20 protein-coding genes are annotated in these 25488 nt (G+C 65.2%); 14 read left to right on the forward strand and 6 right to left on the reverse strand.

Annotated features, from left to right (window positions below):
* Positions 1-60: 60 nt before the first annotated feature.
* From F7D09_RS00900 to mltG, 8 genes are all read left to right on the forward strand, one after another.
* Complete coding sequence (locus F7D09_RS00900; RefSeq protein WP_152233567.1) at positions 61-2775, forward strand: ATP-dependent helicase; 2715 nt, start codon at positions 61-63, stop codon at positions 2773-2775.
* Between the two features lie 330 nt (positions 2776-3105).
* Complete coding sequence (rpsD, locus tag F7D09_RS00905) at positions 3106-3732, forward strand: 30S ribosomal protein S4 (protein WP_152233568.1); 627 nt, start codon at positions 3106-3108, stop codon at positions 3730-3732.
* 190 nt (positions 3733-3922) lie between these two features.
* Positions 3923-4597 (forward strand): histidine phosphatase family protein, encoded by a 675-nt coding sequence (locus F7D09_RS00910; protein ID WP_152233569.1) that lies wholly within the window; start codon positions 3923-3925, stop codon positions 4595-4597.
* A gap of 117 nt (positions 4598-4714) precedes the next feature.
* A complete protein-coding gene (locus F7D09_RS00915; protein ID WP_226835807.1) occupies positions 4715-5134 on the forward strand; it encodes a DUF948 domain-containing protein in 420 nt (139 codons plus the stop codon).
* A complete protein-coding gene (locus F7D09_RS00920; RefSeq protein WP_152233570.1) occupies positions 5134-5373 on the forward strand; it encodes a hypothetical protein in 240 nt (79 codons plus the stop codon). The genes F7D09_RS00915 and F7D09_RS00920 overlap by 1 nt, the downstream gene beginning before the upstream one ends.
* Before the next feature lie 111 nt (positions 5374-5484).
* Positions 5485-8163: an alanine--tRNA ligase gene (gene alaS, locus F7D09_RS00925; RefSeq protein ID WP_152233571.1), complete on the forward strand. Its 2679-nt coding sequence runs from the start codon at positions 5485-5487 to the stop codon at positions 8161-8163.
* Positions 8164-8171: 8 nt separating this feature from the next.
* On the forward strand, positions 8172-8636 hold the full coding sequence (gene ruvX / locus F7D09_RS00930; RefSeq protein ID WP_152233572.1) for a Holliday junction resolvase RuvX: 465 nt from the start codon (positions 8172-8174) through the stop codon (positions 8634-8636).
* 34 nt (positions 8637-8670) lie between these two features.
* Positions 8671-9864: an endolytic transglycosylase MltG gene (gene mltG, locus F7D09_RS00935; RefSeq protein WP_152233573.1), complete on the forward strand. Its 1194-nt coding sequence runs from the start codon at positions 8671-8673 to the stop codon at positions 9862-9864.
* A gap of 239 nt (positions 9865-10103) precedes the next feature.
* Here mltG and F7D09_RS00940 read toward each other — a convergent pair whose 3' ends face one another.
* Positions 10104-10574: a peptidase A24 gene (locus F7D09_RS00940; protein WP_152233574.1), complete on the reverse strand. Its 471-nt coding sequence runs from the start codon at positions 10572-10574 to the stop codon at positions 10104-10106.
* Positions 10575-10620: 46 nt separating this feature from the next.
* Here F7D09_RS00940 and aroC point away from each other — a divergent pair, with 46 nt between their 5' ends.
* The 3 genes from aroC (at position 10621) to aroQ (ending at position 14050) form a co-directional block, all read left to right on the forward strand.
* A complete protein-coding gene (gene aroC / locus F7D09_RS00945; RefSeq protein ID WP_152233575.1) occupies positions 10621-11814 on the forward strand; it encodes a chorismate synthase in 1194 nt (397 codons plus the stop codon).
* A 58-nt stretch (positions 11815-11872) separates the two neighbouring features.
* The gene (locus tag F7D09_RS00950) at positions 11873-13495 is read left to right on the forward strand and encodes a bifunctional shikimate kinase/3-dehydroquinate synthase (protein WP_152233576.1); all 1623 of its coding nucleotides are present in this window, start codon (positions 11873-11875) and stop codon (positions 13493-13495) included.
* Between the two features lie 105 nt (positions 13496-13600).
* Positions 13601-14050 carry a type II 3-dehydroquinate dehydratase gene (gene aroQ, locus F7D09_RS00955; RefSeq protein ID WP_152233577.1) on the forward strand — a complete coding sequence of 150 codons (450 nt, stop codon included), beginning with the start codon at positions 13601-13603 and terminating at the stop codon, positions 14048-14050.
* A gap of 88 nt (positions 14051-14138) precedes the next feature.
* Here the strand turns inward: aroQ and F7D09_RS00960 are convergent, their stop codons facing one another.
* The 4 genes from F7D09_RS00960 to F7D09_RS00970 all read right to left on the reverse strand — a co-directional run bounded on the left by F7D09_RS00960 (position 14139) and on the right by F7D09_RS00970 (position 19876).
* Positions 14139-15059 carry a response regulator transcription factor gene (locus F7D09_RS00960; protein WP_319792549.1) on the reverse strand — a complete coding sequence of 307 codons (921 nt, stop codon included), beginning with the start codon at positions 15057-15059 and terminating at the stop codon, positions 14139-14141.
* A 76-nt stretch (positions 15060-15135) separates the two neighbouring features.
* On the reverse strand, positions 15136-16254 hold the full coding sequence (locus tag F7D09_RS00965; protein ID WP_193312253.1) for a class C sortase: 1119 nt from the start codon (positions 16252-16254) through the stop codon (positions 15136-15138).
* Positions 16255-16316: 62 nt separating this feature from the next.
* The gene (locus F7D09_RS11030; RefSeq protein WP_193312254.1) at positions 16317-17744 is read right to left on the reverse strand and encodes a hypothetical protein; all 1428 of its coding nucleotides are present in this window, start codon (positions 17742-17744) and stop codon (positions 16317-16319) included.
* A gap of 56 nt (positions 17745-17800) precedes the next feature.
* On the reverse strand, positions 17801-19876 hold the full coding sequence (locus F7D09_RS00970; RefSeq protein ID WP_152233580.1) for a SpaA isopeptide-forming pilin-related protein: 2076 nt from the start codon (positions 19874-19876) through the stop codon (positions 17801-17803).
* A 320-nt stretch (positions 19877-20196) separates the two neighbouring features.
* Here F7D09_RS00970 and F7D09_RS00975 point away from each other — a divergent pair, with 320 nt between their 5' ends.
* Positions 20197-20943 (forward strand): hypothetical protein, encoded by a 747-nt coding sequence (locus tag F7D09_RS00975; RefSeq protein ID WP_152233581.1) that lies wholly within the window; start codon positions 20197-20199, stop codon positions 20941-20943.
* Between the two features lie 98 nt (positions 20944-21041).
* The gene (locus tag F7D09_RS00980; protein ID WP_152233582.1) at positions 21042-22712 is read left to right on the forward strand and encodes a CTP synthase; all 1671 of its coding nucleotides are present in this window, start codon (positions 21042-21044) and stop codon (positions 22710-22712) included.
* Positions 22713-22823: 111 nt separating this feature from the next.
* On the opposite strand, the gene F7D09_RS00985 is transcribed toward F7D09_RS00980, so the two are convergent.
* Positions 22824-23723: a TraX family protein gene (locus tag F7D09_RS00985; RefSeq protein ID WP_193312255.1), complete on the reverse strand. Its 900-nt coding sequence runs from the start codon at positions 23721-23723 to the stop codon at positions 22824-22826.
* A gap of 233 nt (positions 23724-23956) precedes the next feature.
* Between F7D09_RS00985 and sufB the strand changes: the two genes are divergently transcribed.
* Positions 23957-25483, forward strand: a complete 1527-nt coding sequence (sufB, locus tag F7D09_RS00990) for a Fe-S cluster assembly protein SufB (RefSeq protein WP_152233584.1) — start codon at positions 23957-23959, stop codon at positions 25481-25483.
* Positions 25484-25488: the final 5 nt, after the last annotated feature.

Below are 25488 nucleotides of genomic sequence, written 5' to 3' on the forward strand. Positions count from 1 at the left end.
GGCGGAAGCGTCAGGGGACGTGCCGCCGTACAGGATGACAGGCAACGGAAGGGAACCATCGTGCAGCAGGATCCGGAACTCATCGCCAGGAGCGCGCAGGAACTCGTCGGGGACCTCAACCCGCAGCAGGCCGAAGCTGTGCAGTACCGCGGCCCGGCGCTGCTGATCGGCGCCGGCGCGGGATCCGGCAAGACCCGGGTGCTCACGCGCCGCATCGCGTGGATCCTCACCCAGTTCCGCGCATGGCCGAGCCAGATCCTCGCCATCACGTTCACCAACAAGGCCGCCGCCGAAATGCGCGAGCGCCTTGGCACGTTGATAGGCCCGGTCGCGCAGCGCATGTGGGTGTCGACGTTCCACTCCGCCTGCGTGCGCATCCTGCGGCGCGACGGCAAGGCCATCGGTCTGGGCTCGGGATTCTCCATCTACGACACCGCCGACTGCGAACGACTGGTCAAACTGATCGCCGCCGACCTCAACTTCGACATCAAACGGTATACGCCCCGGGCGATCCTGAGCCGCATCTCCGACTACAAGAACAACCTGGTCGGCTGGCAGGAGCAGCTGCGACGCAACGCACCCGACTTCCGTCCCGGCCAGCGCGGCTACCAGCTCGGCAACTTCGGCGATGTCGAAGTGCTCTACTCGGTCGTGTACGCCGAATACCAGCACCGTCTCGCGCTCGCCAACGCCGTCGACTTCGACGACCTCATCGGACGCACCGTCGAACTGCTGCGCACCCAGCCGGACGTCGCCGCCTACTACCGGCACAAGTTCCGTTACATCCTGGTCGACGAGTACCAGGACACCAACTACGCGCAGTACGTGCTCGTGCGCGAACTCGCCGGTGTGGACGCGGGGGAGCAGGCAGCGTCTGCGTCCGGCGCCGCTGCGGGCGGAGCCGGACCGGCGTGGATCACCGTCGTCGGCGATTCGGACCAGTCGATCTACGCGTTCCGCGGCGCGGACATCCGCAACATCCAGGATTTCGAGCAGGACTTCCCTAACGCGAAGACCATCATGCTCGAACAGAACTACCGCTCCACCCAGACCATCCTCGACGCCGCCAACGCGGTCATCGCCAACAATCAGGGACGCAAGCCGAAGAAACTGTGGACCGCGCTCGGCAAGGGTGAGCCGATCGTCGGCTACGCGGCGGACAACGCGCAGCAGGAGGCCCAGTGGATCGCGCAGGAGATTGCCCGGCTGCACGCCGAGGAGGGCATCGCATACTCGGACATGGCTATCATGTACCGCGCCAACGCGCAGTCGCGCGCACTCGAGGAGGCCATCGTCAAAGCCGGACTGCCGTACCAGCTCGTCGGCGGCACCAGGTTCTACGAACGCCGCGAGGTCAAGGACGCCATCGCCTACCTGCAGGCCATCGTCAACCCGGCCGACAACGTGAACATGCGCCGCATCCTCAACGTGCCCAAGCGCGGCCTCGGCCCGCGCGCCGAAGCCGTGGTCTCGTCATACGCCGACGCGCACGGCACCACGTTCTGGAGCGGCATCGACCATGTCGGCGAGATCGAGGGCGTGCCCACGCGCACTGCGAAACAGCTCGGCTCGTTCCGCGACCTCATGCGGGGACTCGTCGACTTCGCCGCCGAACATGACGGCAAGCCCTCCGAGATCGTGGCCGAAGTGCTCAGCCGGTCGGGCATGCTCGAGGAGCTGCAACGCTCCGAAGACCCGCAGGACGCCTCGCGCGTGGAGAACCTTTCGCAGTTGCAGTCCGTCGCCGCCGAATTCGAGCAGAACACGCCGGACGCGACGCTCGCCGGATTCCTGGAGACCACCGCACTGGTCGCAGACTCCGACCAGCTGCCCGGCGAAGACGAGGATTCCGGCAAGGTCACGCTGATGACGCTGCACACCGCCAAGGGCCTCGAATACCCGGTCGTGTTCCTCACCGGCATGGAGCAGGGCACGTTCCCGCATTCCAGGGCGTTAGAGGATACGGACGAGCTGTCCGAAGAGCGCCGTCTCGCTTACGTGGGCATCACCAGGGCGAAGCGCCGCCTGTACGTCACCCGCGCCGCGGTCAGGGCGCAATGGGGTCAGGCCAACGAGATGATGCCCAGCCAGTTCCTTGACGAGATACCGGACCAGCTGATCTCGTGGAAGCGTCGCGAAGCCGGCGTGGAACGGATGCGCGGCGGATGGTCGCAAGGCGGGTATACGGACGGGTTCGCCGACGATGCGTTCGGCGGATGGGACGACAACGACTTCGGCGGCACCACGTTCGGCGGGTCGTCATACGGGTCGTCCTATGGTTCGTCGTCGCGAGGCGGCTACGGTTCGTCGTCCAGCGGTTCGCGGCGTTTCGGTTCCGGTGCGACGTTCGGCTCGCGCTCCGGCGGTTCGTCGGGATCCTCGTATGGGTCCGGTTCCTCATCGTCGCGGCGTTTCGGCTCGGGCAGCGGATCCGGTCGCTCCTCGTTCGGCTCGGGCTCGCGCTATGGCTCCTCGTCGTACGGTTCCTCGGGTTCGTCGTCGGGCTCGCGCAACGGCCGGGTGACCACGCGTCACACCAGCCCGAAGTCCACGGGCTCGAAAGGCTCCGCGGTGCCGGCGTCGTCGCTTGCCAAGGACAACAAGCTCGATATCGCCGACTTCCATGCGGGCGACCTGATCACGCATGACCAGTACGGGCTGGGCACCGTGCTCGAAACGCAGGACAAGGGCCGCAACTCGGTCATCACGGTGAACTTCGGCTCCAACGGCGTCAAGCGGCTCATGCTGCGCGTTGCGCCGATTGAAAAGCTCTGACGAGCTTTCTCGCGGCGCGTCTTCTCCTCGGTTCCCCTTGTGAGGGGAGCCGGCCGCGGAGCGGGACTGAGGGGCAGACAGGCGCCAGACACGATTCATATTCCACCGTACTGTGGGGGAGCGCGTCGCCTGTCCGGGGCATGTGTGTATCATGGATTTTTGGTGTCTGCCAACCGGCAGCACTTATCTGGAGCCTTAGCCCATCAGTGGGTCGGCGGCGGTGACACGCCGTTCATGCCTGGCATGACGAAGCACTGGAGAGGCCGGCTCAGCGCAAGGGGCATCCCCTGCGTTCCGTTCAGATAACGACAGAACCATAAAGGAACAAGAATGACCAACGTTCAGCGTTCTCGCCGTCAGGTGCGTCTTTCCCGCGCCCTCGGCATCGCACTGACCCCCAAGGCTCAGCGCATCTTCGAAAAGCGCCCGTACGCTCCCGGCGAGCACGGCCGCACCCGCCGCCGCACCGAGTCCGATTACGCGGTGCGTCTGCGCGAGAAGCAGCGTCTGCGCGCCCAGTACGGCGTGTCCGAGAAGCAGCTTCGTCGCTCCTACGAGCAGGCCACCCGCACCGCCGGCCAGACCGGTAACGCCATGCTGACCGACCTCGAGACCCGTCTCGACAACCTGGTCCTGCGTGCCGGCATCGCCCGCACCACCGCCCAGGCCCGTCAGTTCGTCGTGCACCGTCACATCCTCGTCGACGGCAACATCGTGGATCGTCCGTCCTACCGCGTCAAGCCCGGCCAGACCATCCAGGTGAAGGCCAAAAGCCAGACCATGGTTCCGTTCCAGATCGCCGCCGAAGGCGTGCACCGTGACGTGCTGCCGCCGGTTCCGGGCTACCTCGACGTGAATCTCGCCTCCCTGAAGGCGACCCTGACCCGCAAGCCTGAAGTCGAGGAGATCCCGGTTCAGGTCAACATCCAGTACGTCGTCGAGTTCTACGCTCGCTGATCTGGATTCACCACCTGTAAACATTTACAGCGTAAGGACATACACGCACGGACCCCGTTGCCGCAAGGCGCGGGGTCCTCGCGTATCTGCAGACGGTCCGCCGGCCACGATACGGATCCGCGGTGCCGGTTCGAGGGATGCACGACGTGTCGCGGCCGTCTCAACCCCCGCGCGTGGGATAATGAGCCCTATGATGCTTCATCTCCATCTGGTCCGCCACGGGCAGACCACGTTCAACCGATACAACCGCCTGCAGGGATGGTGCAACTCCCCGCTGACCGAACAGGGGCTGGCCGACGCCGACAAGGCCGCCGACAAGCTGCGCTACATCCGCTTCGCCGCGGCCTACTGCTCGGACACCACTCGCGCGCAGACCACCGCGCAGCGGATCCTCGACGTGAACGAGGATGCCGGCAACGAGCGTCCGGCGCTTGTCTCCGACATGCACTTCCGCGAACAGTGCTACGGATACTTCGAAGGCCAGGACATGTCGCTGGCGTGGACCGCGGCCGGCGGCCCGCATGGGGCGAAGAACTACAACGACATCGTCGCCAAGTTCGGACTCGCCGCCACACGCGACTTCCTCAAGGAGGCCGACCCGTTCCACGACGCCGAATCCGATGCCGAGTACTGGACCCGTGTGCGCGGCGCGTTCGCGCTGATCGCCTCGAACCCCGACCTCAAGGACGGCGACGACGTGCTGCAGATCTCCCATGGCAACACGCTGCTCAGCCTCATGCACCGGTTCGCCCCGGAAGGCTACGACCTCAGCGAACGCCCCGCGAACGGTTCGGTCACCTGTCTGGATTTCGACACCGACAAGCCGTTCGACAACGCCATCACCGTCGTGTCATACAACCAGTGAGCCGGTCCGGACCGCGACCGTCCGCCGCCTCTACGGCATCTCGGTCTCGGTCTGTGCTAAGCTGTTGCGGGTATTGTGTGCGCAGGTCGCGGCCTGCGAAACGGAAAAGAGGTTCACATGGGTGTTGGCCAGATCGCAGGCCTGATAGCGGCGATTGCGTTCGCCGTGCTTGCGGGCTTCATGATCTACCCGCTGATTCGCCTCGGCAAGCTGTTCGACCAGATCGCGGACACGGTCAGGGAATCCGGAGAACACGCCATCCCGGCGCTTGACGAGGGGGTGACCACCGTCAGGCAGGTGAACAAGTCGCTCGAGGACGTCAACCGCATCTCGGCGGCCGCATCCTCCACGGCGACCAACGTGGGAGCGCTCACGGACCTGTACGGCTCGTTCCTCGGCAAGCCCATCATCAAGATCGCCTCGGCCTTCTACGCGCTGAAGTCCACTGCCCGCTCGTTCATGGCGAAGAAGGGTGCCGGCAACACCGGCTCCTCCGACGCGAAGGGCGGCTCCGCTGCGGAAGGCGGGGCCGAGTGATGTTCAAACGGATGCTGTGGATCGCCGTCGGCGTCACGGTGGGAGCCCTCGCGGTCATCAAGGCCCAGGCCTACGTCAAGGCGAACACTCCCGACGCCGCGCGCCAGTTCGTGTTCGGCCCCGACCAGGATCATGTCGGCATGCGGACGCTCGAGGGTCTGGTCAACGAGTTCAACGCGACCCGCCGAGCCCGCGAGGCTGAGCTCAACCGCAAATACATCGACCGTTCCGCACGGTAGTCCGGATACGCCGGCAGGCCAGTCACCGCAACGGTGACATCGGCTTTTTCATGCTTTATCAATAACAGTCATGCAGGCACACGTCTGCACCGTCAAGGAGTTCATCGACTCATGCGCACTTCTGAAATCGCGAAGCGCTACCTCGACTATTTCGCCAAGCACGACCATCTCGTCATGCCGTCGGCTTCGCTCATCTCCCCGAACCCGACCACGCTGTTCACCATCGCCGGCATGGTCCCCTTCATCCCGTACCTGCTCGGCGAGCAGACCCCGCCCCACAAGCGCATGACCTCCAACCAGAAGTGCGTGCGTACGCTCGACATCGACGAGGTCGGCAAGACGACCCGTCACGGCACCTTCTTCCAGATGCTCGGCAACTTCTCCTTCGGAGACTACTTCAAGGAGGAGGCCATCCACTACGCGTGGGAGCTGCTGACCACCCCGCAGAGCGAGGGCGGCTACGGCTTCGACCCCGAGAAGCTGTGGGTCACCACCTACACGGATGACGAAGAGGCGCGTTCCATCTGGAAGAACGAGGGCTTCGACCCCGAGCACATGCAGATCTTCGGCATGGAGGACAACTTCTGGACCACCGGCGGCCCCGGCCCCGGCGGCCCCTGCTCCGAGATCTACGTCGACCGTGGCCCCGAATACGGCAAGGACGGCGGTCCGGCGGCCGATGAGACCCGGTTCATCGAGATCTGGGACCTCGTGTTCGAGAACTACGAGGTTGACAACGTCAAGTCCAAGACCGACATGCACATCGTCGGCGAGCTGGAGAACAAGAACATCGATACCGGCGCAGGCCTCGAGCGACTCGCCTACCTCATGCAGGGCAAGCAGAACATCTACGAGACCGACGAGGTGTACCCGGTCATCGAGGCCGCGGAGCGGCTCTCGGGCCGCAAGTACGGCGAGGACGCGGCGGCGGACGTGAAGTTCCGCGTCGTGGCCGACCACGTGCGTTCCGCGCTGATGATCATGTCCGACGGCGTGCGCCCGTCCAACGTCGGCCGCGGCTACGTGCTGCGCCGCCTGCTGCGCCGCACCATCCAGGCCATGCGCGTGCTCGGCGTCACCGATCCGGTCATCCCCGAGCTGCTGCCCGTCTCCAAGGACGCCATGGTGCCCAGCTACCCCGAGCTGGAGAAGACGTTCCACGACGTCTCTGAATCCGCCTACGGCGAGGAGGATGCCTTCCGCCGCACGCTCGACAACGGCATCGAGATCCTCGACGTGGCCGTGAACAAGGCCAAGAAGACCGCCGATCCCGTTGTCTCCGGCCAGGATGCGTTCACGCTGCACGACACCTATGGCTTCCCGATCGAGCTTACGCTCGAGATGGCCGCCGACCAGGGCGTGAAGGTCGACGAGGCCAAGTTCCGCGAGCTCATGGCCGAGCAGAAGTCCCGCGCCCGCGCCGACGCCCTCAAGAAGCGCCACAACGTGGACCTCTCCGTGTACGACGACTTCAAGAAGACGCTGCTCAAGCCCATCGACTTCCTCGGCTACACCGAGTTCTCCGCCCGCGGCAAGGTGCTCGGCATCATGCAGCCCGGCAAGGGCTCCGTCCCCGCGGTGACCGCGCCGGCGACCGTCGAGGTGATCCTCGACCGCACTCCGTTCTACGCGCAGGCCGGCGGCCAGCTCGCCGACCAGGGCGAGATCCTGTCCGACGACGGCGCCGTGCTCGAGGTCGACGACGTGCAGAAGCCCATCAAGGACCTCATCGTCCACCAGTGCCGCCTGACCGAAGGCACGCTGGTCGTCGGCGGCGAGGTCAGCGCCAACATCGACCTGGCCCGCCGTGGCGCCATCGCCCGCTCGCACACCGCCACGCACATGGTGCACAAGGCGCTGCGCGAGGAGCTCGGCCCGCAGGCCACCCAGCGCGGCTCCGAGGACGCCCCGAACCGTCTGCGCTTCGACTTCCAGTGGTCCAAGGCCCCGAGCAAGACCGTCATGGACGCGGTCGAGGCCCGTGTGAACGACCGTCTGCGCGACAACCTCATCGTCACCACCAAGGAGATGAAGTTCGACGACGCCATCGCCCTCGGCGCCATGCACCTGTTCGGCGAGAAGTACGGCGACATCGTGCGCGTGGTCTCCATCGGCGAGGACGGCTGGAGCCGTGAGCTGTGCGGCGGCACGCACGTCGACCACGTCGGCAAGATCGGCGCCGTGAGCATCATGTCCGAGGCCTCCATCGGCTCCGGCGTGCGCCGCGTCGACGCCGTGGTCGGCCAGGGAGCCTACGAGTTCAACGCCCGTGAGCATGCGCTCGTCTCGCAGCTGAGCGACAAGCTCAACGCCCGTCCCGACGAGCTGGCCGAGCGTGTCAACACGCTGCTCGCCAAGCTCAAGGAATCCGACCGCCGCCTCGCCGCCATGTACGAGAGCCAGCTCGCCGCATCCATCCCGCAGCTGGTGCTGTCCGCCAAGGACTCCGCGGCCCCCGTCAAGGTCGCCGCGAAGAACGTCGGCCACTTCGGCTCCTTTGACGCGCTGCGCAAGACCGTGATGGACGTGCGCGCCCAGCTCGGCGACGAATACCCGGTGGTCGTCGCGCTCGCAGGCGTCTCCGAGGACGACAAGCCCATGGTCGCCGTGGCGACCAACGATGCCGCGCGCAAGCTCGGCATCAAGGCCGGCGACCTCGTTCGCGGCGCATCCAAGATGCTCGGCGGCGGTGGCGGCGGCAAGCCGGACTTCGCCCAGGGCGGCGGCGCGGACGCGACGAAGATCGACGCCGCGCTCGAAGCTCTCAAGGCCGAGGCGCTGAAGGGCTGAGCCATCCGGTGACGTGGCTTGGCGTAGATTTGGGTGACGCCCGGGTCGGACTGGCATTGTCCGACCCGGAGCTCACCTTTGCTCACCCGTATGGCAACGTTCAGGCGTACGGCGATTCGTTCCGTGCGCTTGATGATGTCATCACCGTCGTGGAAGATGAAGGTGTGGAACACATCGTGGTGGGTCTGCCGCTGCTTCTGGACGGAACTGAAGGAAAAAGCGCGAAAAAGGCTCGACGATGGTGCGCCAATCTCGTCAGGCGCATGCAGACGTTGGCCGAGGAAGGCGATTTCGCCCTTGCCCGGGTGCCGACGGTCTCCTTGCAGGACGAGCGTCTCACCACCGTCACCGCGCACCGTCAGCTGCTGGACGCGAACGTCGGATCTCGTAGACACCGGCCCGTGGTGGATCAGCAATCCGCCGTGATGATTCTGCAGTCGGCACTTGACAGCGCCCTCGAAAACCGGAAGTAACGCGAGGACGCTGCGAAGTAGGAGGAGTAGTCCGGTGTCTGATGATGACCTTACCGAGTTCTTCGACGACAACACGCATTGGGTGGACGGCAATGGCACCGTGACCACCAGCCAGCCGCCGAAGCCGCCGAAGTCGCGCCGTGAAATGCGCAGACGGCGCACCGCCAAGCGACGCAGGACGCTGCTGGCAACGATCATGACGATCGTCATCGTCGTCGTGCTCGCCTGCGGCGGATATTTCGGCCTGAAGGCCGTCCGCTCATGGCGCGCCGGCAACAGTGGCGAATCCAGCGCCGTGCTCGACTATGCCTCCAGCGAAGCGTACGGCTCCGTCGAATTCACCGTCTCGCAAGGCGAGGATTCGGCGAGCATCGCCAAGCGGCTCGTCGAACAGGATGTCGTCAGGTCCGTCGACGCCTTCACCGGCGTCTCGGCCGGCATGACCCTCTACCCGGGCACGTATCAGCTCAAGAAGCACATGTCCGGCGCGGACGTCGCCGCCATCCTGTCCGACCAGAGCAAGGCCGAAGGCTTCCTCAACGTCAACGCCGGCGAACGTGTCTCCGACGTGATCGCCAAGGCCGCCGCACTCAGCAAGATCGACAAGTCCGAGTTCCAGAAGATCATCGACGCGAAGGGCGCCGGCATCCTCCCGTCGGAGGCCGGCGGCAGCTTCGAGGGATGGCTCGAACCCGGCTCCTACAACGTGAAGAGCATGGGGTCGGCGAGCGAGATCCTCAAGACGATCGTCGACAAGAGGATCGCCAAGCTCGACGAGCTCAAGGTCCCGTCCGGCAGCGAACGCGAACGGATCCTCATCATCGCGTCCATCGCCGAAGCCGAAGTCAACTCGAAGGACTACTACGGCAAGGTCACGAGGGTCATCCTCAACCGCCTCGACCGCGGCATGACGCTCGGCATGGACTCCACCACGGCGTACGGCCTCGGCATCAACGGCACGCAGCTCACCAACGCGCAGCTCAAGGACTCCTCCAATCCTTACAACACGCGCGTCAACAAGGGCCTGACCCCCACGCCGATCAGCAATCCCGGCGACGACGCCATCGCCGCCGCGCTCAACCCCGAGCAGGGCGACTGGCTGTACTTCGTCACCGTGAACCTCTCCACCGGCGAAACGAAGTTCACCACCGGCACCATCGACCAGCAGAACGCGCAATTCGAACAGTACGTCAAGGAGTACAAGCAGAACAACAAGAACGCGAACTGACGGCAGGATGCGACCCGCATCCATCAAGACGCATCGGCCGTTCACTCGATCACTCGGGTGGACGGCCGATGCGCTGTCGAAACCACCCCCAGTCTCGCTGCGCTCGATAGCTCCCGCCAGCGGGAGCGAGAGAGAGAAGACGTCCCCGCAATCGCGGAAGAGTAAACGCCCCGCTGGCGGGGGCTGTCAGCGTAGCTGGCTGGGGGTGGTCGCCGCCGCAAGGTAGCATCACCCATCCATCACCAAAGAACGCACCCGGCCACCACGACCACCGCCGAAACAACAATGGCCGGCGCGAACGGCACCTTCCCCGCGAATTCGGTATCACGTTGCGGGTCGAAGCGAAGCCAAAGCCACATCCACGCCAAACCCAGCACCCCCATGGCCAGCCACCACGCGACGACGGCCTCCAAACCCAGCAGTCCCACCGACAGGCCGACCATGAACGTGCAGGTCACGTCGCCGAACCCCAGTGCGCGCGGACGCGCCAGCGCCAATCCGGTCTGCAGTATCGCGCACAGCAGCGCGAACGCCGGGGCCTGAACGGCAAGGAACATCGTGTTCGTCGCCAGGGCGAGGATGACGACGGCGATCATCTGCGCGGCGGACCCCGCGGCGATCCACAGCCGCGGCACACGCCGTCGGCGCAAGTCCTCCGCACCGACGGCGATACCACATATCAAGCCGGGCAACAACGCAAGGTAGGTCATGACATAAGATATAGCGAAGTTATCGACACAATCAAAGGAGCATGGCATGTTGCGCTGGCAGACGGCAGGGGAATCACACGGCGAGGCGCTGGTCGCGATGATCGAAGGGCTGCCCGCCGGGGTGCGCGTCTCCACACAGGATGTGGTGGACGCGTTGGCGCGCAGGCGGCTGGGGTACGGCCGCGGCGCGCGCATGAAGTTCGAACAGGACAAGGTGCGCCTGCTTACCGGTGTCCGGTTCGGCGAGACGCTGGGTTCGCCGGTCGCCATCGAGATCGCGAACACGGAATGGCCGAAGTGGACCGAGGTGATGAGCGCCGACGCGCTCGACCATGACCTGCCGCGCGAAGGCCGCAACGCGCCGCTCAGCCGTCCCCGCCCGGGGCACGCCGACCTGACGGGCATGCGCAAGTACGGTTTCGACGACGCTCGCCCGGTGCTGGAACGTTCCAGCGCGCGTGAGACCGCGTCACGCGTGGCGTTGGGCGCCGTCGCGGCGCGGTTCCTCGAACAGGCGTTCGGCATCCGCACGGTCGCGCACGTGATTTCCATCGGCGGGGCCGGCGTCGAGGATGAGGATGCGGCCGTGCTGCCGACCCCCGACGACGTGGCCGCGTTGGACGCGTCGCCGGTGCGCACGCTCGACAAGGCCGCCGAAGCGCGCATGATTGCGCGCATCGACGAGATCAAGGCGAACGCCGACACGGTCGGTGGCGTGATCGAGGTCATCGCATACGGTGTGCCGGCGGGCATCGGCACCTACGTGGAGTCCGACCGTCGCCTCGACGCCGCGCTGGCTGGCGCGGTCATGGGCATTCAGGCCATCAAGGGCGTTGAGATCGGCGACGGCTTCCTCGAGGCCGTGCGCCCCGGCTCCCAGGCGCATGATGAGATGGTCCCCGGCGAGGACGGCCGCATCACCAGACTCACCAACCGTGCGGGCGGCATCGAAGGCGGCATGTCCAACGGGCAGCCGATCCGCATCCGCGCCGCGATGAAGCCGATCCCCTCCATTCCGAGGGCGCTGCGCACGGTCGACGTGGCCAACGGCGAGGCGGCCGCCGCGATCAACCAGCGGTCCGATTCGACCGCCGTGCCGGCGGCATCCGTGGTGGCTGAAGCCATGGTCAGGCTCACGCTCGCACAATACGCGCTCGACAAGTTCGGCGGCGACAGCGTCGCCGAGACCCGGCGCAACCTCGAGGCGTATCTCGCCTCATGGCCGGAGCACATGCGCTGAGCTTCAGGCTGCGGAACAGCGGGACACCATCAGGACATCGATAAAGGACACTCATCCAATGGGCAGACAACCGGTCGCCGTCATCATCGGCATGATGGGCGCAGGCAAGACACGCGTCGGCAAGGAGGTGGCGCAGCTCATGGGGCTGCCGTTCGCCGACGCCGACGTCGAAATCGAACATGAGGTCGGCATGCGCATCCCCGACTACTTCCAACGTTACGGGGAGCCGTCGTTCAGACAAGTCGAAAGCGACGTCATCAACGACATGCTGCACGATTTCGACGGCATCTTCGCGCTCGGCGGCGGCGCTCCTATGACCAGATCCGTGCGCGACGGACTCGCCGACTACATCAAGGACGGCGGCAAGGTCGTCTACCTCATGGCCGATCCGCGCGAAGCGATGGAACGGGCGAACCGCGGCGGCGGACGCCCCATGCTCGACGGCGACGCCAACGCGCGATGGAAGAAACTGTACCGGCAGCGCGACCCCGTCTACTACCGCGTCGCCAACGTGCACGTGGAGACCTACGGGCAGACGCCGCTCGCCGCGGCGAGAAAGATGAAGGACATGATCGAGGAACGCACGGTCCATGTGACCGGAACCACCATCGAAGACTATGACGTGCGCATCGGCGAGGGGGCGATGAACCATCTCGCCGAAACGCTCGGCGACAAGCCGGTGCGCGTGGCGCTGATACACACGCAGCCGGTGCAGCGGCACTCCGACCGGGCCCGCACGCTGCTGCGCAAGGGCGGCTACGAGGTCCATGACATCCTCATCCCCGACGCGGAGGCCGGCAAGGCCATCGACGTGGCGAACGGCATCTGGCAGCGCCTCGGCGACGAAGGGTTCACCCGTTCGGACGCGATCGTCGGCGTCGGCGGGGGAGCGGCCACCGATCTGGCCGGGTTCGTGGCCGCCACATGGATGCGCGGCATACGTTACGTGAACTGCCCGACCTCGCTGCTGGCCATGGTGGACGCTTCGACCGGCGGCAAGACCGGCATCAACACGCCTCAGGGCAAGAACTTGGTCGGCTCGTTCTACACGCCGGCCGGCGTGTTCGCCGACCTGCGCACGCTCGCCTCGCTGCCCAACGACATCTTCATCGAAGGATTGGGCGAGGTCGCGAAATCCGGTTTCATTCGCGACCCGGAGATTCTGCGCATCCTCGAATCGCATGCCGCCGACCTGCGCGCGTTCGACCCGGAGACGTTCCTCGGATCCGGACTCGAGGACGTGGTGGCCGAGCTCATCGAACGCACGGTGCGCGTCAAGGCCTACCATGTCTCGGCCGACCTCAAGGAGGCCGGACTGCGTGAGTTCCTCAACTACGGACACACGCTCGCCCACGCCATCGAAAAGCTTGAGCACTTCCGCTGGCGGCACGGCAACGCGGTCGCCGTCGGATGCGTGTACGCCGCCGAACTCGCCCACCTGCTCGGCTACATCGACCAGGATCTGGTCGATTATCACCGTTCGCTGCTCGATTCGCTCGGGCTGCCGACCTCGTGGGACGGCGCCTCGTTCGACGAGGTGCTCGCCCTCATGCACCGCGACAAGAAGGCGCGCGGCAACAAGCTGCGGTTTGTGGTGCTTGACCGCATCGGGCACCCGGTGCATCTGGACGATCCGCCGGCCGACGCGGTCCGCGAGGCGTTCGAGCGGATCCGCAAGTAACGGCTCGGTCCGCGCGGCAGCAGGCCGACGTCGTTGCGTTCGCGGCGGCGCGCGGAGCATGCCGTATGACCGCGGAATGATAGCAGTGGACAGAAAGGAAGACCAATGACCAAGGTGATCGTCGTCAACGGCCCGAATCTGGGACGGCTCGGAGTCCGCCAGCCGGACGTGTACGGCAGGCAGGATCTTGACCAGCTGCGCAGCCTGTGCACCCGGTGGGGGAGCGAGCTCGGCCTTGAGGTCGAGGTACGTCAGACCGATGACGAGGCCGAGATGGTGCGGTGGATGCATCAGGCGGCCGACGAGAAGACGCCCGTCGTCATGAACCCCGCCGCCTTCACCCACTATTCGTACGCGCTGGCCGATGCTGCGCACATGGTCGGCGACGCGGGATTGCCCCTGATGGAGGTGCACATCTCCAATCCGTCGGCCCGCGACGAGTTCCGTAAGCGTTCCGTCATCAGCCCGGTAGCCACCGGCACCATCACCGGTCTTGGGTTCTTCGGCTATAGGCTGGCACTGGAGGCCATCGCCCATCTGGTCGACGGCGAGTAGGCGGTGCCCCTCTGGTGCGCTGTTCCCTCTGCCATAAACCGCGTGGCGGAAAGATCGGTGCACCAGAAGCATGGTCGTCGCCGGATGCTCAGGCTTCCCTCCGGTGCAGGATGCCGTCGTCGCCGTCGTCCTCGTGCGGCGCGTCCGAGCATTCGTGAGATGGCCTGTCACGCGGCCGTTCCGACGCGTTGCCGTCCAAGGTGATGTACCGTGGCTGCAATGTCCTGCCGGCTTGCAGCTCGGTCCATGCCAGAACCGCCTGGACCCGGGTCTCTGCGTGCAGCTTCGCCATGGCGAGCTGCGCATGCTTGCGCACGGTTCCCTCTGCGATGCCGATCTCATCGGCGATATGCGGATCAGTCATCCCCGTGGACATGAGGTTCATGACCTGAGCCTGACGGGTCGACACCTCATCGCTGTGGACGGGTTTGGCGCCCTTGAGCTGTTCGTACGAGTCGTGGGCGTCGAGAAAACCGTAATCGCCATACACCCCGCCGCGCAGCACTTCGACGATGCCGTCGATGAAATCCGCTGTACTGTTCTTCGATATGATGCCCTGTGCGCCGCTACGCGCCAGTTCCGCGCCATGCAGTCCTTTGGCGGACGCCACCATGCCGAGCAGCTGGACGACGGCATTGCGATGCCTGATTCTCCGGCAGATCTCCTCGCCGGAAAACGTCTCCATCGTCATGTCCACAAGAACCAGATCAGGCTGCATGATCTTGTCCAACGCAAGACGGACTCCTTTGTCCGGGTCGATGGTGGTCCACATGATCTCCACGTGGGGCAGCCTGTCATGAATCAGCTGTCTCATGGAAACCACCGAATGCCCGTCGTCATCCACGATGCCGATGGTCCCGGTGACGTGCGAGACGACACCGCCGGTATTGTGAGCATTCCCATGATGGCCGTCATCATCGAGGCCATCGTCAAGAACCGGAGGCCCATCGCCTCCTCCACGATTCGTGCCGGTCTGCCTTCTGGCTCCACACATGGCTTCATTGCACATTCTTCACCGCCCATACTCCCTCATATGCGTGCTGTTGGTCGTTCTCATGGTAGTCAAGCGGATGTTAGCGCGTCAACTACGCGAGCAACGTAGTTGACTTCGCAAAACTATGCCGAAACCTGCCCGAACCATGATGCGCAACAGGCGGGCGGGCGCGTCGGCCGGTACGGCATAGCAACGCCACGGCAACGCCCGTCACCAGCATGACGAACACCGTCACGATTCGCGACAACCGAGGGTCACGTTGGGCGTCGTCAGGATACGGAGCCTGATCAGGCATGCTGTTACGCTCCCCGGTGACCGCCAGACGCTTCGTGTTCCCCTGACCGGTGCAGGTGAGCAGCGTGGCACGGTCGGCACCGGGGCTTGCCTTGAGCATGGCAAGCTCCTGCGCGTCACCGTCCGGGTCCAGCACGGTAATCGTCATGACCCGGTAGGCGAGCGTCATGCCGGCAACCTCCACATAGAACGGATCACCCTCACTCAGCTCGTCCAAACGAGTGAACAACGTAGCGTAAGGCATGCCGCTGTGGGCGGTGATGACCGTATGCGACCCCTCGCCGCCGACGGGAAGGCTCGTCCCGTAGAGATGACCGGCACCCATCTGCAACGTCCGCTCGTCCGAACCGTGACGCAACGGGAGATCCACGGAGATGCGGGGAACCAGCACCCTGCCCATGACCGCCTCCGAGGACGTGAATGACGCGCCGTTGAGCAGCGCACGGTACTCCGTATCCGCATCAGATTGCCGCGCGGCGTCAAAACCAGCCTGCCGTGGCGAACCGAAACCGACCGCGGCGGCTTCATCGCCGATCATGGGCTGGCCTGAATCCAACAGGGCACGGTTGTACGCACGCGCCCGGGCCACCATCAGAGAACGTTCGGCATCAGGTACATCCAAGGTTCGCGCAGCCGCCGAACGCGCCATGCCGTCAAGCCGGACGTCGGCACGCCACCTGACGAGCCATGGCGTCGCCAGGCAGGCCAGCGCGCAACCCAGCAACGCGACGGCGGCCAAAAGGAACAGCCGGGACTGCGCCATCATCCGCTGCCGTTCGAGCCGCATCCGCCTGCAGCAGAAGCCGCGCGGACAGTCCCGCCCCTCACGATGGATGATCGCACGGAACGGGATCAGGCCGTCCGTCACGCGGGCGCGGTCGGCACCCGGCGTGCGGACGCTGACCGCGTCGGCCATGTCATGATCGGCAGCGGCGTGATTCCCACGATCGGGCATGCCGTTCCTTAAGATCCTGCGATTCATGACGCTGCCATCCCCCGTCCCCGCAACATCCGACGGGCGGGGGAGCGGCCCATCCTCCGTGTTACGCCCGTACCGGCCATGACAATCGAGCCGACGGCACACAGCCATGCCGGCCACCCGGGCCATCGAGTCTCCGCCGTCTTGCCGCCCGTCGACGGCAAGGCGATCAACGGCGCCGCCATGCTCGCCCACACCGCATACACCGTCCGCCCGCCCTTCGGCATGGTCGTCGTCGCCGTCACCCCGGCGCTCGCGACCTCGTCCCTCGTGGTGACGTCGGGCACCTTCCGCTCGCTCCATCCCAGGAACGTCAACGGCCCGTCCGCCCCATGCTTCGTCAGCTTGCCGTCATCCCAGCAGTCGTCCCCGGTGGATGCCGTGGCCAGCCGGATGCGGGCGCCCTCCTGATACAGCGCCCTGCATCCCGGTTCGGCCGCGGCCGCGGCGGACTCGGCGGCAATGTCCGAGCCTGCTTCATCGGCGGACGCCGATGCCGGCGCAAGCTGTTCCGGCTCGGTGTTCGACGGGACCGAACCCTTGCCGCCGTTCGCGTCATAGGTGAGCCTCCACGCGGTGCTGTACGGCATGTACAGGCCGACGGCGATGGCGCTGTCACCCGCATAGTTGATCTGGCTGAACTCGACTTTGAAACTGGATGGTTTCTGCGCGGTCGCCACGGCCACCGCCAGCGACCCCGTGTTGCCGGCAGTGTTCTGGCCGCCGGCGAGCGTCACCTGCTTCGTGCCCCAGCCGCTGTTCGCCAACGCGTAGGATCTGCCCGGCGTCGCGTCGCCGATCAGCCCGAGCCGCGTGATGACGCTGGTCGACTTGATGACCGTCTGCTCGTAGCCCGACCGGTTCAGATAGCCGCTCATCACCTCCGCGTCCCCGAACGCCATGCTCCAGTCGCGGAACATGTTCACGTTCGCCGCGCCGGAATCCGCCTTCGGCATGATGTTCTTGAACTGGATGGTAGCGATGCGAGTCGCCAGCTTGCCCGACACGTCCGCCTTGAACCCGAACGCGGTCTTACCGGTGAGCCGGTATGCGGGGATGAGTTTGCTATATGGTTTCATCTCCTTGTTGTAGTCGCGGGCGAACAGCACGCTGTTCGATGTGTGCGAAATCTCCATATCCGCATCCACATGCCCGCCTTCCACGGCGATGCGCACCTGCTGCACGCCGTCCCGCAGCGCGATGGGCGCGAAGTCGATCCAGCAGAAGTTCTTCGCCGCCGGTCCCGTTGCCCCTGCCCCCGACGGCACGCACGGCAGTGTGGTCCGTGCGGCCGCGGCGGTCGCCTGGCTTCGTTCGCCGGCGGAGTCGCCTCGCGGTTCGTTCGCCGCCGCATGAGGCGTGGCGAGTGTGGTGAGAATGACGGCCGCCGACGCGATGACGGCGGTCGCCATGGTGATCATGCCCATGATGCAAGCCTTTCTCCGAGAGTTCCGAATGACGCATGAAGGTCGCGACATGACGGTCAGGTATGCTGCCGGACGACAGTGCGAGCCTGCGGCGCATGCCTCGCCCGTCTGCGCGACCGCATGATTCGCGCATGCCAGGCTCCGGATGCCGCTCTGCCATGGAACGGGCTTGACGAGCATCCGGTGACGGCTGCGAACGTGCACGCGATGCGCTCCGCGCGGCCGTCGTCATATTCGTCGTCGTCCTGTTCGTCGTCGTCCTGTTCGTCGTCGTCCTGTTCGTCGTCGTCGTATCCGCCGTGTTCCGCGACGTCTGCGCGACAGCGGCGGCCGATGCCGACGACTCCCGCCCATGCCGCGCAGCTGATCAGCAGACCGCTGACCGCCAACCACGCGCCCCAGGACATCGAGCCGCCTGTCGCAGGCAGCTGCAGCAGGTTTTCGACATTGGCGACGCGCACGGTCCCGGCCTGCTCACCCTGCGTCGACACGAGACCCGAGGCCATGCCGTCGCCGCGGAACGTCACCGTTCCGTCCTCCGAAATGGTCACGATCAGCCGTGGCAGCGCAAGCGCATTCGCTGAGAACCCGGCGGGAGCCTTCGTCTCGCGGACGATGTAGCTCCCCGCTGCAAGCCCCGCATACCGGATGACGCCCCGGTCTCCGGCGTCGTCCTGTCCGTCCACAAGACCGTCGTCGTTGGTGTCCCCGGTCAGTCTCGTCTGTGCATCCGCTTCGCTGGAGATACGGGTCCATGCCCCGGATGCAGGGTCGCGGTTCAGCCAGATGCCGGTCGTGGCCTCCTGCAGGGTGAAGCCGGCTCCGTCAAGCAGTCTCGTGGATTCGGATTGCGCGCTCTTACGCAGCGTGAATCCGAAGGTGTCCACATCGACGATCCGCTCGGTCGTCGGCGGCGTCACCGTGGATGTGCCGTCCCAATAGCGGAAGTCCCCGTTGATCTGCTGCGGATGCCGGCCGTCGTCGGTTCGTGTGACGATCGTCTGCACGCTGATCGTCACCGCCCGACTTGGGTGTGCGGCTATCAGCCGGTCCAGCCGGGCGCCGAAACCGCCGGCGGGGACGATGACCGGCGTATCGCCCGGTACGACGGTGCTGGCCGGCACGGTCTGCCCCTCCTCGTAGACGTCGATGAGCCGCGTCACGTCGGTGCCGTCGTTCAGCGTCGCCGCGAACGAGCCGCTCATATACCGTTGCCCTTTTGGACTGTCGATCAGACGGCCGGCCGTGGTCGTGCCGTCGCCGTCATGCGGCAGCGTGAACCCGATCCGCCAGTGCGCCGTCGCGCCGACTGCAAGACTGCCGGAGTCCTTTGCCTCGCCGTCGACGATGAGGTGCTTGCCGACCTCCACACCCTTCGCCTTGATGGTCGCCTCCCCGAGTCTCTGCCCGGCCAGATGCCTGCCCCCGATCGTCGTGCCGAGGATCATCGGCAGCCCCTGCGAATCCTCGATCAGGTACAGGCCGTCGGCGAGCGGCAGATGCAGCGACGGTTCGATGGTGGACCGGTTCGCGGCGGCCGCGGGCTTGCCGGAAGCCGCCGCCAGGGCGCCGGCGAGTTTGCGCAGCAGCGCGGCGTCCGTGATACGCGCCAGAGTCCCCGCCTCATCCTGCCCGGCGGGGACCGTGATGCGACGGTCCTGGGCAAGCGAACCGTTCACTTCGGCGATCGCCCGGGATATCCATGCGTTCGACGCGGTGCTGCCGCGTACCTCGATGGAGGCGACGGTGTCGCCGGAGATCTGCGTGTTGCCGTATGATCCCAGCAGCGTGGCGGTGAAAGAGTGCCCGGCCAAGGTCAGATTCTCGCCTGCCCTGAGCGTGAGCCCCGACGTCGTCTGCGCTCGGGTCGTTGCGGCTGCGGCCGGCGTGGCGAGCGCGGTCGCCGGCATGATGCGCCATGCCGTGACCACGGCCAGCATGATCGCGCATAGGACGGCCATCAGTGCCGTGCGTCGTACCTGTTGCGTCAGCAAGGTGGTTCGCGTCGTCGGCCGGGCGTCGGATCCGATGATCCGGCCGCGGCGGTTGCCGGGGCCGGCGTGACGCGGCCTCGTCTGCCGGGCGGTGTTGCGAGCGTGTCTGCCCCGTTGCGGATGTCGTGTGTTTGCCATGATGGCTCCCTCGTCGTGATGGTCGGCTGAGACTGTTGCCTTACATGCCCGGACGGCCGTGGCGAAGACCCGACGGCCGTCCATGCGTTTCAGAGCGTCCCCGTGCACTGCACTGTACGGGAGCCGCCGTGTTCGGGGAAAGCCGTTCCGGGGTATGTGGTCGGAGCTTCATGTTTGGCGTGTCGTGGATGGAATGTGGATAACCGGCGTGGGTGACGAACGCAATGTGGATAACCGATGAGCCGCCACCGATGAGCCGGTATCCGGGAAAAAACGAGCGAACGCTTGCGCGACGGGTCTCACTGGCATAGGCTGAGGCCATGAACGGATACCCCAATGGCGGACAACAGGATCCAAACAGGCAGCCTACGGCCTCCGGCTACGGCGGCTACGGGCAGGCTACGCCGCAACAGCCCGGTTACGGCGGCGGATACCAGCAGCCGGCGAACACCGGATACGGCCAGCCGCAGCCGCAACAACAGATCAACGCGCGCGGCAACGCCCCGCAATGGAACAACGCCGGCCAGCCGCAAGGCTACCGCAATCCGTACGCGCCGCAGCAGGGCGGATATCCGCAGCAGAACCCGTACGCGCAGCCGCCGAAGAAAGGCGGCAACGGCAAGCTCATCGCCATCATCGTCGGCATCGTCGCCGCGGTGGCCGTCATCGCCCTCGTCATCGTGCTCGTCGTCGGCAACCGGTCCGACGGCAAGGACGAGTCCGGCAAACAGCAGGAGACCTCGCAGAACGGCAATGGCGGCGGCTCGAAGGACGGGTACGTCGAGGTGCCGCAGCTGCCGAAGGTTGACGGCGACTCGTCGGATGACTCTTCAAGCGGCTCCGGCTCCGACAGCTGGTCCGACCAGTACGGCGACGAGCTGGACAAGAAATACCAAGAGCGGAAGAAGCAACTCGACAAACGCTACGACGAGCTGCAGGACCAGCTGGACGAGTACAAGAAGAAATACGGCTCCGGCTCAAGCTCGTCCGACTCGTACGACTACAGCGGACTGCCGGACGACTACGGTTCGGACTACGGCTCATACGATTCGTCGTCCGACTACTGACCGGCTGTCGCGTCCGGCTGGGTCCGCAGCCGGACGCGACAGGATGCCGGCGGCAATCCAACACGCCGCGTCACATGGCGATGATAGTATGAAATTCCATGGTTAGAAGACAACATGGCAATTCTCAGGAACACGTCACCAAGCATATTTTCGTCACCGGCGGCGTGGTCTCCTCCCTCGGCAAAGGCCTGACCGCCTCCTCGCTCGGCCGTCTCCTGCGCAGCCGCGGCATTCATGTCCTTCAGCAGAAGCTCGACCCCTACATCAACGTGGATCCGGGCACGATGAACCCGTTCCAGCACGGCGAGGTCTATGTGACCGAGGATGGCGCCGAGACCGATCTCGACATCGGCCACTACGAGCGCTTCCTCGACGTCTTCCTCAGCCAGAAGGCGAACGTAACCACCGGCCAGATTTATCAGGAGGTGCTGCGCAAGGAACGCGCCGGCGAATACCTCGGCCAGTGCGTGCAGGTCATCCCGCACATCACCAACGAGATCAAGTCCCGCATGCGCGCCCAGGCGAGCGACGACGTCGACGTGATCATCACCGAGATCGGCGGCACGGTCGGCGACATCGAATCCCAGCCGTTCCTCGAGGCGGCCCGCGAGGTTCGCCGCGACCTCGGCCCGGAGAACTGCATGTTCGTGCACGTCTCCCTCGTGCCGTACATCTCCGCCGCCCACGAGCTCAAGACCAAGCCGACCCAGCATTCCGTCATGATGCTGCGTCAGCTCGGCATCACGCCGGACGCGCTCGTGCTGCGTTCCGACCGTCCGCTCAACAAGTCCATCAAGGACAAGATCTCGCTCATGTGCGACGTGGACGAGGAGGGCGTGGTCAACTGCGTGGACGCGCCGAGCATCTACGACGTGCCGCGCATCCTCTTCGACGAGGGCCTCGACGCGTACGTGGTGCGCGAGCTCGGCCTGCCGTTCCACGACGTCGACTGGGACGAGTGGGCGGACCTGCTGGAGCGCGTGCACCACCCCAAGCACGAGGTCAACATCGCCATCGTCGGCAAGTACATCGACCTGCCCGACGCCTACCTGTCGGTCACCGAGGCCATCAAGGCCGGCGGCTTCGCCAACTGGGCGAAGGTGAACGTCAAGTGGGTCAAGGCCGACACCTGCGAGACCGAGGCCGGCGCGGCCGCGGCACTCGACCAGATCGACGGCATCGTGGTGCCAGGCGGCTTCGGCATCCGAGGCGTCGACGGCAAGATCGGCGCGCTCAAGTACGCCCGCGAGCACAAGCTGCCCGTGCTGGGCATCTGCCTCGGCCTGCAGTGCATGGTCATCGAATACGCGCGCCACGTGCTCGACATCGAGGACGCGAACTCCACCGAGTTCGAGCCGGACTGCGCCAACCCGGTCATCGCCACCATGGAGGAGCAGAAGGACATCGTCGCCGGCAAGGGCGACATGGGCCACACCATGCGTCTGGGCTCCTATCCGGCCGAGCTGGAGGAGGACTCCCTCGTCGCCAAACTGTACGGCACGACGCACGTCACCGAGCGTCACCGTCACCGTTACGAGGTGAACGTGGCCTACAAGGACCGTCTGCGCGAGGCCGGTCTGCGCATCTCCGGCCAGAGTCCGGACGGCGAGCTCACCGAGTTCGTCGAGCTGCCGACCGACGTGCACCCGTTCTACGTGGCCACGCAGGCGCACCCCGAGTTCAAGAGCCGGCCGACCAAGCCGCACCCGCTGTTCGCCGGTCTGGCGAAGGCCGCGCTTGACCATCAGGCGGCGCGACTGCACGCCTGACGGATCCCGGTTCAGATCCGGACGACCTGCATAGGTCATCCGGATCTGGTTGTGGGGACGTTCCCGAATAAGGAACGTCCCCACAACCATATCTAGGCAGTGACGATTGTTTCAGTACACGCCGCCCATCGCCATGCCGATGCCGTGCAGGGCGAGAATGTGCGCCGGATAGAACACGTAGAAGAACCACGTGCACTTCGGGCCGCGTCTGTGGTTGTACGGCAGCATGAACGGCAGGGCGAACACCATCGGCCCCTGCATGGTCCACCACAGCGACGAGCCGATGAACCCGACGTCGGTGCCTAACGTGCCGAGCAACGGCTCGATTACAACGGAACGGGGATCCGATCCGTCAGGCAAGTGCATGAAGGCGCGTCCCATCACACCGTTGACCGCCCATGAAGCGAACGACGAGGTCACGCACAGCCCGAACAGCGCCGTCAGCCCCAGATAGACGGCCGACAGCCGCAGACGGCTGTCACGGACCGCCCACATGGCGACGCCCAGCACCAGCCAGAAGATGCCGTAATCCATGTAGAACACGCTGCCGATGACCGCGCAGAACGGGAAACCCACGTAGCCGGTGATGCCGGCCCACCACGACGAGGAATGAGTGGCAGGCAGCCATATGAACAGCCAGTAAATCAACGCGCACGTGCCGACCTGGTAGCCGGTGTACAGGAGCAGATTGCGTATTCTTTGACGTGTGGTGTCGGCGGTCTTCAGCAAGGCGATGACCAACGCCACTTGGAACAAGGTGCGGAAGATGTTCATCTCAAGTCCGAATATGACTTGTAAAACCGCCATGCCGATGCTCGCGGCATACAGGCGGCCGAGAAAACGCTTCAGGTCGTGCGTATACTCGCAGCTCCACCCGATGAGGAACAGGAAGATCGGCGCCGCAAGACGTCCGATGACGCGAAGCCAATCAGGCATTCCGGGAATGAACTCGCCCATATGATCCACGACCATGACCAGACAGGCGATTGCTTTCAAGGTAAAGGAATTCACTGCAGTTCCTTGTTCGGTCTGACGATAGGGTGCCATTATCGCAACGCCGGTCGTGCCGACAGGTCATTCCAAAGGATGATATCGTGGCGCAATCATGCCAATCGCATTCGCATGAGGTCTTCTAGTGTGTGCGAAACGCCGCGGAATATAAGCAATCTCACGTTCAGCGCTGAGCCAACATGCGGTGCCGGTATGGAGGTTCTGCTAGGTTAGCCTAGGTACTTTCGCAAACGATGGGAGGCAGCGTCAAGGTGAGTGACACCAGTGACACCCAACAGGCGCCCAACGCCGCGTCCGACGTGGAGATGAGCCAGTATGTGGCCGATCGCGCGCGCGTGGACGAAGAGAAACTGAAGAAGGACGACGAGATCATCCAGCAGTTCGGTGACTACACCTACGGCTGGCATGATTCCGACGCCGCAGGCGAGGCCGCCAAGCGCGGCATCGACGAGAACGTCGTCCGTTCCATATCCGCCGACAAGGGCGAGCCGCAGTGGATGCTCGACATGCGTCTGCGCGGCTACAAGGCGTTCCTGGAGAAGCCCATGCCCGACTGGGGCGTGGACCTGTCCGGATTCAACGCCGACGACTTCAAGTACTATGTGAAGCCGATCGACAAGCAGGCGAAGACGTGGGACGAGCTGCCGGACGACATCCGCAGCACGTACGACCGCCTGGGCATCCCCGAGGCCGAGAAGAAGCGCCTCGTCTCCGGCGTGGCCGCGCAGTACGAGTCCGAGGTCATCTACAACTCCATTCAGGAGGACCTCAAGAAGCAGGGCGTGATCTTCGTCGACACCGACACCGCGGTGCGCGAATACCCTGACCTCGTGAAGAAGTACTTCGGCACCGTCGTCAGCCCCGAAGACAACAAGTTCGGCGCGCTCAACACCGCCGCATGGTCCGGCGGCTCGTTCGTGTACGTGCCGAAGGGCGTGCACGTGGACATCCCGCTGCAGGCGTACTTCCGCATCAACACCCCGGCCATGGGCCAGTTCGAACGCACCTTGATCATCGCCGACGAAGGCTCCTACGTGCATTACGTCGAGGGCTGCACCGCCCCGATCTGGTCCGAGGACTCGCTGCACGCGGCCATCGTCGAGATCATCGTCGAAAAGCACGCCCGCGTGCGCTACACGACCGTGCAGAACTGGTCGAACAACGTGTACAACCTCGTCACCCAGCGCGCATATGTGCGCGAAGGCGGCACGATGGAATGGGTCGACGGCAACATCGGCTCCAAGGCGACCATGAAGTACCCGGCCTGCATCCTCGCCGAGCCGTACGCGAAGGCCGAGACCATGTCGCTCGGCTTCGCCGGTAAGGGCCAGTACCAGGACACCGGCGCGAAGATGATCCACCTCGCCCCGCACACGAGCTCCACCATCGTTGCCAAGTCCATCTCGCGCGGCGGCGGCCGTTCCGCATACCGCGGACTGGTGAAGATCGTCGACGGCGCCGAAGGCTCCTCGAACTCCACCGTGTGCGACGCGCTGCTCGTCGACGACTTCTCCCGCTCCGACACGTACCCGCATGTGGACGTGCGCGAGGACGACGTCACCATGGCGCACGAGGCGACCGTCTCCAAGGTCTCCGAAGACCAGCTCTTCTACCTGATGAGCCGCGGCCTCGAAGAGAAGGAGGCCATGGGCATGATCGTGCGCGGCTTCGTCGAGCCGATCAGCCGCGAGCTGCCGATGGAGTACGCGCTCGAACTGAACAGACTTGTGGAACTGCAGATGGAAGGATCGGTGGGCTGATTCCC

This window comes from Bifidobacterium leontopitheci, assembly GCF_009193355.1.
Taxonomy (GTDB): domain Bacteria; phylum Actinomycetota; class Actinomycetes; order Actinomycetales; family Bifidobacteriaceae; genus Bifidobacterium; species Bifidobacterium leontopitheci.